Annotated in this window: 12 protein-coding genes; 6 read left to right on the forward strand and 6 right to left on the reverse strand. The window is 71.4% G+C overall.

The genetic code is table 11. The annotated features are described in order from the left end of the window. Nucleotides 1-8: 8 nt before the first annotated feature. Entirely contained in the window at nucleotides 9-749 is a 741-nt protein-coding gene (locus AMK31_RS25690) for an NIPSNAP family protein (protein ID WP_073943001.1), read from the forward strand. A gap of 237 nt (nucleotides 750-986) precedes the next feature. Further along, nucleotides 987-1,541, forward strand: a complete 555-nt coding sequence (locus tag AMK31_RS25695) for a hypothetical protein (RefSeq protein ID WP_073943002.1) — start codon at nucleotides 987-989, stop codon at nucleotides 1,539-1,541. A gap of 5 nt (nucleotides 1,542-1,546) precedes the next feature. Here AMK31_RS25695 and AMK31_RS40720 read toward each other — a convergent pair whose 3' ends face one another. After that, nucleotides 1,547-2,083 (reverse strand): hypothetical protein, encoded by a 537-nt coding sequence (locus AMK31_RS40720; RefSeq protein WP_158074550.1) that lies wholly within the window; start codon nucleotides 2,081-2,083, stop codon nucleotides 1,547-1,549. A gap of 245 nt (nucleotides 2,084-2,328) precedes the next feature. After that, nucleotides 2,329-3,690, reverse strand: coding sequence for a type I glutamate--ammonia ligase (gene glnA / locus AMK31_RS25705; RefSeq protein WP_073943004.1), 1,362 nt, complete (start codon nucleotides 3,688-3,690; stop codon nucleotides 2,329-2,331). Nucleotides 3,691-4,070: 380 nt separating this feature from the next. Between glnA and AMK31_RS25710 the strand changes: the two genes are divergently transcribed. Genes AMK31_RS25710 through AMK31_RS25720 form a run of 3 tightly spaced genes read left to right on the forward strand, consistent with a single transcriptional unit; the run spans nucleotide 4,071 to nucleotide 7,179 of the window. Next, complete coding sequence (locus tag AMK31_RS25710; RefSeq protein WP_073943005.1) at nucleotides 4,071-4,736, forward strand: DUF3105 domain-containing protein; 666 nt, start codon at nucleotides 4,071-4,073, stop codon at nucleotides 4,734-4,736. After that, nucleotides 4,733-5,359: a DUF305 domain-containing protein gene (locus AMK31_RS25715; RefSeq protein WP_073943006.1), complete on the forward strand. Its 627-nt coding sequence runs from the start codon at nucleotides 4,733-4,735 to the stop codon at nucleotides 5,357-5,359. The genes AMK31_RS25710 and AMK31_RS25715 overlap by 4 nt, the downstream gene beginning before the upstream one ends. 59 nt (nucleotides 5,360-5,418) lie before the next feature. Then, complete coding sequence (locus tag AMK31_RS25720; RefSeq protein WP_073943007.1) at nucleotides 5,419-7,179, forward strand: NAD+ synthase; 1,761 nt, start codon at nucleotides 5,419-5,421, stop codon at nucleotides 7,177-7,179. An 84-nt stretch (nucleotides 7,180-7,263) separates the two neighbouring features. Here the strand turns inward: AMK31_RS25720 and AMK31_RS25725 are convergent, their stop codons facing one another. The 4 genes from AMK31_RS25725 to AMK31_RS25740 form a co-directional block, all read right to left on the reverse strand. Next, nucleotides 7,264-8,484, reverse strand: a complete 1,221-nt coding sequence (locus tag AMK31_RS25725) for an MFS transporter (protein ID WP_073943008.1) — start codon at nucleotides 8,482-8,484, stop codon at nucleotides 7,264-7,266. Between the two features lie 137 nt (nucleotides 8,485-8,621). Further along, nucleotides 8,622-9,671 carry an endonuclease/exonuclease/phosphatase family protein gene (locus AMK31_RS25730; RefSeq protein ID WP_079186929.1) on the reverse strand — a complete coding sequence of 350 codons (1,050 nt, stop codon included), beginning with the start codon at nucleotides 9,669-9,671 and terminating at the stop codon, nucleotides 8,622-8,624. A gap of 182 nt (nucleotides 9,672-9,853) precedes the next feature. Beyond that, nucleotides 9,854-10,465, reverse strand: coding sequence for a TetR/AcrR family transcriptional regulator (locus AMK31_RS25735; RefSeq protein ID WP_073943009.1), 612 nt, complete (start codon nucleotides 10,463-10,465; stop codon nucleotides 9,854-9,856). Further along, on the reverse strand, nucleotides 10,462-12,042 hold the full coding sequence (locus AMK31_RS25740; protein ID WP_198948572.1) for a DHA2 family efflux MFS transporter permease subunit: 1,581 nt from the start codon (nucleotides 12,040-12,042) through the stop codon (nucleotides 10,462-10,464). Before AMK31_RS25740 ends, AMK31_RS25735 begins: the two co-directional genes overlap by 4 nt. Nucleotides 12,043-12,224: 182 nt before the next feature. Here AMK31_RS25740 and panB point away from each other — a divergent pair, with 182 nt between their 5' ends. Continuing rightward, the gene (gene panB / locus AMK31_RS25745; protein ID WP_073943010.1) at nucleotides 12,225-13,100 is read left to right on the forward strand and encodes a 3-methyl-2-oxobutanoate hydroxymethyltransferase; all 876 of its coding nucleotides are present in this window, start codon (nucleotides 12,225-12,227) and stop codon (nucleotides 13,098-13,100) included. Nucleotides 13,101-13,191 lie beyond the last annotated feature (91 nt).

Here is a 13,191-nt window from a genome sequence, read left to right on the forward strand (position 1 = left end):
AGCCCGCCGTGCCCTCCACCGCCCCCGCCGACCGCCCCGCCGTGATCGAGCTGCGCCAGTACACGCTGCGGCCCGGCCGGCGCGACGAGCTCATCGAGCTGTTCGACCGGGAGTTCGTCGAGACCCAGGAGGAGACCGGGATGGTCGTGCTCGGCCAGTTCCGGGACCTCGACGATCCGGACCGCTTCGTCTGGCTGCGCGGCTTCCGCGACATGACCGTTCGGCACCGGGCGCTGACCTCCTTCTACGGCGGCCCCGTCTGGGCCGAGCACGGCCCCCGGGCCAACGCCACGATGACCGACTCCGACGACGTCCTGCTGCTGCGCCCCCTGTCGGACGGGAGCGGTCTCGCCGTCTCCCCGCCCGAGCGGGCCCCGGCCGGTTCGCCGTCGCCGGCCCGGTTCGTGGCCGCCACCGTGTGGTCCTTCCCGCCCGGCAGGCACCACGGCATCACCCTGATCCGGGACGGCCTCCTGCCCGCGCTCGCGGAGACCGGGCCCGCCCCGCTCGCGGCCCTGACCAGCGAGACGGCACCCAACACGTTCCCCAGGCTGCCTGTCCGCACCGGGGAGAACGTCGCCGTGGTCCTGACCTCGTACCCCGGTGAGAGCGCCCACCGGCGGCACCTCGCCGCCGTACTGGCCCACCCCCGCGTACGGGACGGGATCCTTCCCGCCCTGGAGCGGGAGCAGACCGCGGCCCCCCGGACCCTGCGGCTGGCGCCCACAGGCCGTTCGCTCGTCTCCTGACCCCGGTACCGCCGCACATGTCGCCTGGCCGTACCGTCTACGCGTCCAGGGGAACCGGATCGGGGAGTGGCAGTGGGGGCAAGGCGTGTGGGCGCGGCGAGTGCCGCGATGGTCGCCGGGGTGTTCGTCCTGGGCGGGTGCCTGGGAGAGGAGTCGTCCGGGGCACGGGGGGCGTCGGCGACGGCATCGCCGTCGAAGTCCGCCTCCCCCTCCCCCTCCCCTTCGGAGTCGCGGCCGTTGACGACGCCTCAGCTGAAGGCCCTGCTGCTGCGGGACACGGACATGCCGCAGACCGACGGGACGTCCGAACAGGCTCCGGCGCCCGAGTACCCGCGCATCGCCTCGAAGCGCCCGGACTGCCAGAAGGTGCTCGACGCACTCGTCATGCACGACGCGTCCACGTCCGTCATCCAGGACTGGTGGCAGGACGACCGCTGGAGCGCCCGGACGTGGCTGGCCTCCTTCAGCGGCACCGGCGCACAGGAACAGTTCCGGCTGCTGGAGGAAGGGCTGGAGAGCTGCGAGTCGCTGCAGGGAAAGACCCCTGAAGGCAGGCTCGACTCACGCGTCGCCGTGTCGGCCGCCCCGGCGCTCGGTGACGAGGCCGTCGCCTTCGAGCTGAGCATGGACGGCCCGGACGGCACGACCCTGACCGACCGCCACGTCTTCGTCCGGGTGGGCTCCCTCACCGCCGACATCAGCGACCGCGGCACGGAGCACACCGCCCCCTTCCCGCTCGACGCCCTGGTCGACAAGCAGGTGGCCAGGCTGACGCGGAGCCCGTCCGCCTGACACGCTCAGTCTCCGCCGCTGGGCTCCTCGTGGCTCTCGGTGTCCCCGGACTGCGTGGTGCTCGCCGTGCTGTCTCCTGGGTCGCCGGCATGCTCGTCCTGCGGGTCGGTGACGCTCATGCCCGGGTCGTTCAGCACGTCCACGCCGTGATCCTGGTCGACGACTGCGATGTCGTCGCCCGGCTCTTCGCGCGGGAGCTGGTTCGCATCCGCGCTGTTGTCCTGGTCGACGGCCGCGACGTCGTCGTCCGCGCGGCTGCTTTGGGTGGTGGACGCGGTGTTGTCTCCCGTGTCGAGGTCGGTCACGCAAGAGTGATTCTCCGTGACGACCGTCTGTTCGCCGTCGCCGATGGAGACCGCGTCGGTCCGACCGTCACCGTCCCGGTCCAGCACCACGAAGTCCACCTCGCCGTCACCGTCGGTGTCCTGCGTGGCGCACGTCTGTACCGGGGCGGCCACGGCCTGCGCGGTGACGGCCGGGGACAGCACGAGGGCGGCGGCGAAGGCGGGAGCGAGCAGCATCAAAGATCGCTTGGTGGGCACAACCGTCTCCTTCCCGCAGACATACGTCCGCCGGAAGAGCGGTGCGCCAAGCCGATAAGGAGCGCGGCACCCATGGCCGGCCACAGCCGGCAACGCCTCGTCGCACACCGCTGAGCCGCTGCTCGCAGCCACCGGCTGCCGTGGAAACGGATCCTGGAATCCAGCCTTCCACTCGGCGGCTCGAACGACAACGGGTCCCGGGGGCCGTACGGAGCCCGGGACCCGGCTGCCGAGGAGCGCGAGAGCTACAGCACCGGCAGGTTCTTCCGCAGCTCGAACGCGGTGACCTCCGAGCGGTACTCCTCCCACTCCTGCCGCTTGTTGCGCAAGAAGAAGTCGAAGACGTGTTCGCCCAGGGTCTCGGCGACGAGGTCGCTGCTCTCCATGAGGGTCAGGGCTTCGCCGAGGTTCTGCGGGAGGGGTTCGATGCCCATCGCGCGGCGCTCGGCGTTGGACAGGGCCCAGACGTCGTCCTCGGCGCCCGGCGGCAGCTCGTAGCCCTCCTCGATGCCCTTGAGGCCGGCGGCCAGCAGGACGGCGTAGGCCAGGTACGGGTTGGCGCCGGAGTCGAGGGAGCGGACCTCGACGCGGGCGGAGCCGGTCTTGCCCGGCTTGTACATCGGGACGCGGACCAGGGCCGAGCGGTTGTTGTGGCCCCAGCAGATGTAGGAGGGGGCCTCGCCGCCCGCGCCGGCGGTGCGCTCGGAGCCGCCCCAGATGCGCTTGTAGGAGTTGACCCACTGGTTGGTGACCGCGGAGATCTCGGCGGCGTGGCGCAGGAGGCCCGCGATGAAGGAGCGGCCGACCTTGGAGAGCTGGTACTCGGCGCCGGACTCGTAGAACGCGTTGCGGTCGCCCTCGAAGAGGGACAGGTGGGTGTGCATGCCGCTGCCGGGGTGCTCGGAGAACGGCTTCGGCATGAAGGTCGCCTGGACGCCCTGCTCCAGCGCCACCTGCTTCATGACCAGGCGGAACGTCATGATGTTGTCGGCCGTGGACAGCGCGTCGGCGTACCGCAGGTCGATCTCCTGCTGGCCGGGCGCGCCCTCGTGGTGGGAGAACTCGACCGAGATGCCCATGGACTCCAGCATGGTGATCGCCTGGCGGCGGAAGTCCATGCCGATGTTCTGCGGGGTGTGGTCGAAGTAGCCGGAGTTGTCGGCCGGGGTGGGGCGTGAGCCGTCCAGCGGGCGGTTCTTCAGGAGGAAGAACTCGATCTCCGGGTGCGTGTAGAAGGTGAAGCCCAGGTCGGAGGTGCGGGCCAGGGCGCGCTTCAGCACGTAACGCGGGTCCGCGAAGGACGGGGAGCCGTCGGGCATGAGGATGTCGCAGAACATCCGGGCCGTGCCGGGGGCCTCCGCGCGCCACGGCAGGACCTGGAAGGTGGAGGGGTCCGGCTTGGCGATCATGTCGGACTCGTAGACCCGGGCGAAGCCCTCGATCGCGGAGCCGTCGAAGCCGATGCCCTCGTCGAAGGCCTGCTCCAGTTCGGCCGGGGCCACGGCAACGGACTTGAGGAAGCCCAGCACGTCCGTGAACCACAGGCGTACGAACCGGATGTCGCGCTCCTCCAAGGTCCGGAGCACGAACTCCTGCTGCTTGTCCATCTTCCGCTTCCCCATCCTTGCTGGTCAGGCCGCCTGCCCCGCGCACCACCGGGAGGCGGTCGGGCACCTGAGCATCCCACCACAACACCATTTCATGCGCGTTGCGGACCTTGATCGGCCGGCCGACCCCGGTCTGAACGGCTCGGGTACGGCAGATGTACGGCGCTGCAGCCCATCTTGCCTGCTCGTCCCGCCATCCGTAATGGCTGATCGGCAGCCGGCGCCGGGCCCGCTCCGCACCCTTCGCCGCCAGGTGCGGAACCGGCCATTCCAGGTGCTGATCCGCGGGCCATTCCTGCGACCTCCCTACGAGATGACCGGTGTCCCCCATTACGATCAGCGCACCCGTCCGTCTCCCGTTCCCCAGAAGGGCCAGCCCCATGGGTTCCGCCAAGAACAAGAACAGCGCGGCACGCCAGGCACGCATAGCCGAGATGCGGCGTGCCGAGCAGGCCCGCGAGCGCCGCAACCGGTTCCTCGCCATCGGCGCGAGCGTGGTGATCGTCGCCGGTCTCGTCGTGGGCGGCGTCGTGCTCGTCCGGTCGCAGTCCGACGACTCCGGCAACTCGGCGAGCGACGACAAGACCACCGGCAAGTTCGTCACCGGCTCGGACGGGGTGCGCAAGTGGGAGGGGACGCTCTCCCGCAACCACGTCAAGACGGACGTCGAGTACTCGATGGAGCCCCCGGTCGGCGGCGACCACCACCAGGCGTGGATGAACTGCAACGGTGACGTCTACACCGAGGAACTGAACAACGTGAACGCCGTACACTCGCTGGAGCACGGCGCGGTCTGGGTCACGTACAACAGCAAGGCCGACAAGGCGGACGTCGACAAGCTGGCCGAGAAGGTCAAGAAGACGCCGTACACGCTGATGAGCCCGGACGAGAACCAGAAGGACCCGATCATGCTGACCGCCTGGGGCCACCAGCGGACGGTGACCGGCGCGGACGACGCGAACGTCGACAAGTTCTTCCAGACGTACGTGCAGGGCGAGCAGACCCCCGAGAAGGGTGCCGCCTGCACCGGCGGACTCGCGCAGTGAGGCAGGCGCAGGCCGGCTGGATCGCGGGCGCCGCGGCGGCGGCGCTCGTCGCGGCCGGCGCGATCACCTACGCGGTCGCCTCGGACGGCGGGTCCGGTGTCGAGCCGCCCGCCGCCGACTCCGCGGACGCCGGCTTCGCGCGTGACATGGCGGTGCACCACCAGCAGGCGGTGGAGATGTCGTACATCGTGCGCGACCGCACCGACGACGAGGAGGTGCGGCGCCTCGCGTACGACGTCGCCCAGACCCAGGCCAACCAGCGGGGCATGCTGCTGGGCTGGCTGGACCTGTGGCGCCTGTCGAAGGTGTCCGCGGACCCGCCGATGAGCTGGATGGGCATGGGCGGCGCCCCGTCGAAGGGCGACGGCTCGCTGATGCCGGGCATGGCGACCGACGAGGAACTGGCGAAGCTCGGCGAGCTGAACGGCAAGGCCGCCGAGGTCTACTTCCTGAAGCTGATGACGGAGCACCACCGGGGCGGCATCCACATGGCCGAGGGCTGCGTCTCGGCGTGCACGGTCGACGTGGAGAAACAGCTGGCCCATGGCATGGTCGAGGCGCAGCAGTCGGAGATCGACCTGATGGCCGACATGCTGGCCGAGCGGGGTGCGAAGGCACGCTGAGCGAGCCGGCTCACGCGCTCGCCACCCCATCGCGTCGCTTTGACGATTACACTGGGCGCGTGCCTCGACTTCGTCTCGCCCTGAACCAGATCGACGCGCGCGTCGGCGACCTCGCCGGTAACGCGGAAACGATCCTCCGCTGGACCCGGCACTCCGCCGAGCGGGGAGCGCACCTCGTGGCGTTCCCGGAGATGGCCCTCACCGGTTATCCCGTCGAGGATCTGGCCCTGCGGTCCTCGTTCGTCGAGGCGTCCCGCACGGCCCTGCGCTCGCTCGCCGCGCGGCTCGCCGAGGAGGGCTTCGGGGAGCTGCCGGTGATCGTCGGCTACCTGGACCGCTCCGAGACCGCCCAGCCGAAGTACGGCCAGCCGGCCGGCGCCCCGCAGAACGCGGCGGCGCTGCTGCACCGCGGCGAGGTCGCGCTCACCTTCGCCAAGCACCACCTGCCGAACTACGGCGTCTTCGACGAGTTCCGCTACTTCGTGCCCGGCGACACCATGCCGGTGCTGCGGCTGCACGGCGTCGACATCGCGCTGGCCATCTGCGAGGACCTGTGGCAGGACGGCGGCCGGGTGCCGGCGGCCCGCTCCGCCAAGGCCGGCCTGCTGATCTCCGTCAACGCCTCGCCGTACGAGCGCGACAAGGACGACACCCGGCTGGAACTGGTCCGCAAGCGCGCCCAGGAGGCCGGCTGCACCACCGCCTACCTCGCCATGATGGGCGGCCAGGACGAGCTGGTGTTCGACGGCGACTCGATCGTGGTCGACGCGAGCGGCGAGGTCGTCGCCCGTGCCGCGCAGTTCGCCGAGGAGTGCCTGGTCGTCGACCTGGACCTGCCGGCCGCGGCGCCGGACGCGCCGGACGGCGTGGTCGACGACGGTCTGCGCATCGACCGCCTGGTGCTCTCCGAGGAGCCCCTGCCGCCGTACGAGCCGGAGTACACCGGCGGTCACGCGCGGCGTCTTGAGGACGACGAGGAGGTGTACTCGGCGCTGGTCGTGGGCCTGCGCGCGTACGTCGCCAAGAACGGCTTCCGCTCCGTCCTCGTCGGCCTGTCCGGCGGGATCGACTCGGCCCTGGTCGCCGCGATCGCCTGCGACGCGGTGGGCCCGGAGAACGTGTACGGCGTGTCCATGCCGTCGAAGTACTCCTCCGCGCACTCCAGGGACGACGCGGCGGAGCTGGCCCGCCGTACCGGCCTGAACTTCCGTACGGTTCCGATCGCCCCGATGTTCGACGCGTACATGGACTCGCTGGGCCTGACCGGCCTCGCCGAGGAGAACCTCCAGTCCCGCCTGCGCGGCACGCTGCTGATGGCCGTCTCCAACCAGGAGGGCCACATCGTGCTGGCCCCCGGCAACAAGTCCGAGCTGGCCGTCGGCTACTCGACGCTGTACGGCGACTCGGTCGGCGCGTACGGCCCCATCAAGGACGTCTACAAGACGTCCGTGTTCCGCCTCGCCGAGTGGCGCAACAAGGCGGCCGAGGAGCGCGGCGAGACGCCGCCCATCCCGGAGAACTCCATCACCAAGCCCCCGAGCGCCGAGCTGCGCCCCGGCCAGGTGGACACCGACTCCCTGCCGGACTACCCGGTCCTCGACGCCATCCTGGAACGCTACGTGGACCGCGACGAGGGCGCCGCCACCATCGTCGCGGCCGGCTTCGACCCGGAGCTGGTGGCCCGCACCCTGCGCCTGGTGGACACCGCCGAGTACAAGCGCCGCCAGTACCCGCCGGGCACCAAGATCTCCCCTAAGGGCTTCGGCAAGGACCGCCGGCTGCCGATCACGAACGGCTGGCGGGAGACGACTCCCGGGTAACCGGAAAGACGGGTGACCGGAAGGGGCCGGCGGCTGTGTGCCGTCGGCCCCTTCGTGTGTGCCGCCCGCGGTGGGCGTGGCGGCTCAGCCGCGCACGGACTCGGTCTCCGCCGGCATCCGGCCGGCCACCAGCAGTTCCCGGCCCGCGTGCGGGGCAGTGCGGCGGTGGTCGACCGCGTAGGCGATCGCCGCGACCGCGAGGCCCAGGAGCGCCAGCAGGGCGCCCGCGAGGGCGGGGGACGTGGTGCCGAAGCCCGCGGCCAGGGCGAGGCCGCCGATCCAGGCGCCGCCGGCGTTGGCGAGGTTGAAGGCGGCCTGGTTGGCGGAGGAGGCGAGGGAGGGGGCCGCGGCGGCCTTCTCCATGACCATCAGCTGGAGCGGGGAGCCGGTGACGAAGGCGGCCGTGCCGAGGAGAGCCACCGCGAGCGCCGCGGTCCACCCGGTCCGCATCAGCAGGGGGAACGCGGCGAGGACCGCCGTCAGGGCGATCAGGCCGCCGAACAGGGTGGCGCGCATCGCGTGGTCGGCGAGGCGGCCGCCCAGCAGATTGCCGACCGTCGCGCCGACGCCGAACAGGGCCAGCAGCACGGTCACGCTGGTCTCGGCGTAGCCCGCGGAGTCGGTGAGCATCGGCGCGATGTAGCTGTACGCGGCGAAGAGCGCGCCGAAGCCCGCGACCGTGGTGCCGAGCGCCAGCCAGACGGGGAGCGAGCGCAGGGCGGCCAGTTCGCCGCGCAGGCCGGCCGCGGGGGCCGTCGCCGTGTCGCGCGGGATCAGCAGGGCCAGGGACGCGATCGCCACCAGGCCGATCGCGCTGACGCCGAGGAAGGTGGCGCGCCAGCCGAGGTGCTGGCCCATGAGCGTGGCGACGGGGACGCCGGCGATGTTGGCGACGGTCAGGCCGAGGAACATCAGCGAGACGGAGCGGGCCTTGCGTTCGGGCGCGACCAGGGTGGTCGCGACGACCGCGCCGACGCCGAAGAACGCGCCGTGCGGGAGGCCGCTGAGGAAGCGGGCGGCGAGCAGGTAGTGCTCGTCGGGGGCGAACGCCGACAGGGCGTTGCCCGCGACGAAGAGGATCATCAGGCCGATCAGGACGGCGCGGCGGGACAGGCGCACGGTGAGCGCCGCCAGCAGCGGGGCGCCGATGACGACACCGAGGGCGTAGGCGGACACGAGGTGTCCGGCGCTGGGGATGGATATGTGCAGGTCGGCCGCGACGTCGGGCAGCAGGCCCATCATCACGAATTCGGTCGTGCCGATACCGAAGGCACCTACGGCCAGGGCGAGCAGGGCCAGGGGCATGAAGGCATCGCCTTTCGAGCGCATACAGGTACAGGGGCTTACAGGGGAGCGGGGTTCGGTTCCATCGTATGTTCAGCTACGGAACAAATGCTCCCCCGGCCGCTATTCCGGCGGGGTTCCGGAAGGCTTCCTACCGGTTAAGAGTCCGTTGCCAGCCGCATGCGCGCCGCCACCGGCAGATGGTCGCTGCCCGTCTCCGGCAGGGTCCAGGAGCTGACCGGCTCGACGCCCTTGACCAGGATCTGGTCGATCCGCGCCATCGGGAACGAGGCCGGCCAGCTGAACCCGAAGCCGCTGCCCGCCGCGCCCTGCGTGGAGCGCATCTGGGCGGTCACCGCGTTCAGCGCCCGGTCGTTCATGGTGCCGTTGAGGTCGCCGAGCAGGACGACCCGGTCCAGTTGCTCGTGGGCGATGGCCTCGCCGAGCGCGTCGGCGCTGGTGTCCCGCTGCCGGGCGGTGAACCCGGCCTCCAGCTTCACCCGCACCGACGGCAGATGGGCGACGTACACCGCGACCGGCCCCTGCGGGGTGGTCACGGTGGCCCGCATGGCCCGGGTCCAGCCCAGCTTGATGTCCACCGGCTCGATCCCGCTGAGCGGGTACTTGCTCCACAGCCCGACCGTGCCCTGCACCGAGTGGTACCGGTACGTCGGCGCCAGCGCCTCCTCGTACGTGGCCACCGCCGAGGCGCGCAGCTCCTCCAGCGCCACCACGTCCGCGCCGGACGCGGCCACGGCCCGGGCGGTGCCCGCCGGGTCGGCGTTGTCGGCGTTGACGTTGTGCGTGGCCACCGTGAGGTCGCCGCCGGCGGCGGCCTTGTCGGTGAGCAGTCCGCCGAAGAGGTTGAGCCAGACGGCCGCCGGGAGCAGCACCGCGATCAGCGCGGTCGCGGACCTGCGCAGGACGGCCGTCAGGAGCAGCACCGGGACGCCGAGGCCCAGCCAGGGCAGAAACGTCTCGGTGAGGCTGCCGAGGTTGCCGAACCGGTTCGGGATGTGGGCGTGGGCCGCCATCACCAGGGCGAGCACGACGGCGAGGGCGGCGGCGATCAGGCCGCGGCGCCAGATCCGCGGGTCGCCGCGCCAGCCGGCGGCGATACGGTTCGCCAGGCGCCGCGGTCCGGACTCTCGACGCCCGGCCTCCGAGCCGCCGCCGTCCGTCTCCGTCACGTACGCCTGCTGCGCCATACCGTCGCCTCGCTACCTGCCGTGCTCATCGTCGTCCCCCGCGCCTATGACCCTAGGGGATGATCGACTTCGTTCCTGCCGTCCATGACGGCCGTACAGGCACCAGGACGAAGAAGTCGGCGCGAGGAGTTCCGGGTGTCGCTCCGATGGCCGGGTCTGTGACGAAACGATCACATTCCGGTTCACGGGCGCAGGCCCTCCAGCAGCCGGTCGACGATCTCCTCCGACAGGCCCTCCGGCAGGGAGGCGCCCGGGCGCATCACCGTGCGCACCAGCATCGGACCGAGGAACAGGTCGATCAGCAGTTCCAGGTCCACGTCGTCGCGCAGCTCGCCGTCGCGCTGGCCGCGGCGCAGCACCTCCAGCTGGAGGCGGCGGCGGGGCTCGACGACGCTCGCGTGGTAGGCGGCCCAGATCTTCGGGCTGCTCTTCATCTGGGCGTAGACGTTGAGCAGGATCGCCGACGACTGGGCCATCAGCCCGCGCCCGCGCAGCTGTTCCAGCAGGGCCACCAGGTCGTCGCGCATGGAGGTGCCGGGCAGCTCGGGGTCGGGGGGTTCGGCGGCGCGGACGACGTCGACGAAGAGTTCCTCCTTGCCGGGCCAGCGGCGGTAGATGGTCGCCTTGCCGACGCCGGCGGTGCGGGCGATCCGCTCGATGGACAGCTCCGCGAGCGGTACGCCGTCCTCCAGCAGTTTCACCACGCCCTCGATGATGGCCCGCTCCACCGCCTCGCTGCGGGGGCGGCCCCTGGCGGGGGTGTCCTGGCCGGGACGGCTGTCGGCGAGCCTCACGTCACTGTCCTTTCCATGACGGCTGGGAGTGATTCTTCCTGCCGCCGTCCCGGCAGGAACAGCGCCACCACCAGTGCCCCGGCCACCGCGACGCCCGCACCGCACAGCGCGGCCAGCCGCATGGCGTGCAGGAAGGCGTCGTGGGCCGGGCCGACCAGGGCGTCGCCGCGCGGGCCGAGGCGGGCTGCGACGGCGAGGGTGGCCTCGACGGACTCGCCGGCGGTGTGGCGCAGGGCGGCGGGCAGCGCGGTCAGCTTGCCCTCGATGGCGGTGCGGTAGGCCGCGGAGAGGACGGAGCCGAGCACCGCGACGCCGAGGGCGCCGCCGACCTGGCGGAAGGTGTTGCTGAGGGCGGAGGCGGAACCCGCCTTCTCGCGGGGCAGGGCCTGCATGATGACGACGCTGGTGGGGGTCATGATGTGCGCCATGCCGGTGCCCATGAGGAAGAAGACGACTTCCAGGACCCAGACCGGGGTGTCGGCGTCGAAGGTGGCGAACACGGCGAGCATGGCGGCGAGCAGCAGCATGCCGCCGGTGGTGGTGGCCTTGTTGCCGAAGCGGTCGACGAGCAGCCGGGCGCGGGGCGCGAAGACCAGCTGGGCGGCGGCGAGCGGCAGCATCAGCAGGCCGGTCTCCAGCGGCGAGTAGCCGCGCACGCTCTGGGTGTAGAAGACCGAGAAGAAGGTCACGCCCGTCAGCGCGAAGAAGACCAGCGAGATGGCGGCGATCGCGGCGGAGAAGACCTTGTTCCGGAAGTAGGTGACGTCGATGGACGGGTGCTCGCTGCGCTTCTCGAAGACGACGAAGGCGATGAGCACGGCGAGGCCCGCGCCGCTGGTGGCCAGGACGGCGGGGTCGGTGAAGTCGGCGAGTTCGCCGCCCTTGATGATGCCGAAGACCAGCAGGACGAGGCCGACGACGGACAGCAGCACGCCCACGGGGTCGATCCGCCCGGGGCGGGGGTCGCGGGAGTCGGGCACCAGCCACACCATGAGGGCGACCGCGAGCAGCACGATCGGCACGTTGACGAGGAAGACGGATCCCCACCAGAAGTGCTCCAGGAGGAATCCGCCGGTGATCGGGCCGATGGCGATGGCGAGGCCGACGCCGCCGGCCCAGAAGCCGATGGCCTTCGGCTGCTCGTCGCGTTCGAAGACGTTCATCAGCACGGCGAGGGTGGCGGGCATCACGAAGGCGGCGCCGAGGCCCATGACCGCGCGGTAGGTGATCAGCTCGCCCGGGGTGGCGGCGAACGCGGCGAGCGCGGAGCCGGCCCCGAACACGGCGAGCCCGCCGAGCAGCACCTTCTTGCGGCCGATCCGGTCGCCGAGGAGCCCGGCGCTGAACAGCAGGCCCGCGAAGACCAGGGTGTAGGAGTTGATCGCCCACTCCAGTTCGCTCTGGGTGGCGCCGATGCCGGTCGGGGCCGGGGTGGAGATCGTCTTGATGGCGACGTTCAGGATGGAGTTGTCGAGCACCACGATCAGCAGGCTCAGCATGAGCACACCCAGGATGGCCCAGCGGCGCCGGTGCACCGCTTCGGGTATGCGGGGGGCGTGGACGGCGGCGTCAGTCATGGGGCCGAGCCTAGAAGATTTACGATACGAGACGGTTCCGTATCGAATATTCTTTGCCCGTTCTTGTGTGCGCCGCGCGGCGTGACGGGGGTCCCCTAGCCGACCGTGACACGAGGTGCCACCATGGGGGTGATCCGGGGACGCCGTGAGGGCGCCTCGAGATGACGTAAGGAGCCGTTGTCATGACGCAGCTTTCGGCTGCCCAGACTGCGAAGACAGGAACCTCCGACGGCAGCAAGGCGCTGTACGGGGGCAAGGGCACCCGCCGTATCACCGTCCGCGACATCGCCCTCGCCAAGGAGCGGGGCGAGAAGTGGCCCATGCTCACCGCGTACGACGCGATGACCGCGTCCGTCTTCGACGAGGCCGGCATCCCGGTGATCCTCGTCGGCGACTCGGCGGGCAACTGCCACCTCGGGTACGAGACCACCGTGCCCGTCACCCTCGACGAGATGACCATGCTCTCCGCCGCGGTGGTGCGCGGCACCCGGCGCTCGCTGATCGTCGGCGACCTGCCGTTCGGCTCCTACCAGGAGGGTCCGGTGCAGGCGCTGCGCTCGGCGACCCGGCTGGTGAAGGAGGCCGGGGTGCAGGCCGTGAAGCTGGAGGGCGGCGAGCGCTCGCACGAGCAGATCCGGCTGCTGGTGGAGTCCGGCATCCCGGTGATGGCCCACATCGGGCTCACCCCGCAGTCCGTGAACGCCATGGGGTACCGGGTGCAGGGGCGCGGCGAGGAGGCGGCCCAGCAGCTGCTGCGGGACGCCAAGGCCGTGCAGGACGCGGGCGCGTTCGCGGTGGTGCTGGAGCTGGTGCCGGCCGAGCTGGCGGCCGAGGTGACGCGCACCCTGCACATCCCGACGGTGGGCATCGGCGCCGGGGCGGAGACGGACGCGCAGGTGCTGGTGTGGACCGACATGCTGGGGCTGACCGGCGGCCGGGTGCCGAAGTTCGTCAAGCAGTACGCGAACCTGCGTGAGGTCATGGGCGACGCGGTGAAGGCGTTCGCCGAGGACGTGGTCGGCGGAACGTTCCCGCAGGAGGAGCACTCCGTCCACTGAGCCATCGCGGTACCGGACAGCCCCGCCGATCGTCCCCCGTCGGCGGGGCTGTTCCGTTGCCGGGCGCGGCCCTCACCGACACGCGCCGTCG

Source organism: Streptomyces sp. TSRI0107, assembly GCF_001905845.1.
GTDB lineage: Bacteria > Actinomycetota > Actinomycetes > Streptomycetales > Streptomycetaceae > Streptomyces.

Coding starts and splice junctions, on each gene's coding strand:
- AMK31_RS25730 (WP_079186929.1), bottom strand. CDS start 9,671: ATGGCGCAGCAGGCGTACGTGACGGAGACGGACGGCGGCGGCTCGGAG.
- AMK31_RS25710 (WP_073943005.1), top strand. CDS start 4,071: ATGGGTTCCGCCAAGAACAAGAACAGCGCGGCACGCCAGGCACGCATA.
- panB (WP_073943010.1), top strand. CDS start 12,225: ATGACGCAGCTTTCGGCTGCCCAGACTGCGAAGACAGGAACCTCCGAC.
- glnA (WP_073943004.1), bottom strand. CDS start 3,690: ATGGACAAGCAGCAGGAGTTCGTGCTCCGGACCTTGGAGGAGCGCGAC.
- AMK31_RS25740 (WP_198948572.1), bottom strand. CDS start 12,042: ATGACTGACGCCGCCGTCCACGCCCCCCGCATACCCGAAGCGGTGCAC.
- AMK31_RS25725 (WP_073943008.1), bottom strand. CDS start 8,484: ATGCCCCTGGCCCTGCTCGCCCTGGCCGTAGGTGCCTTCGGTATCGGC.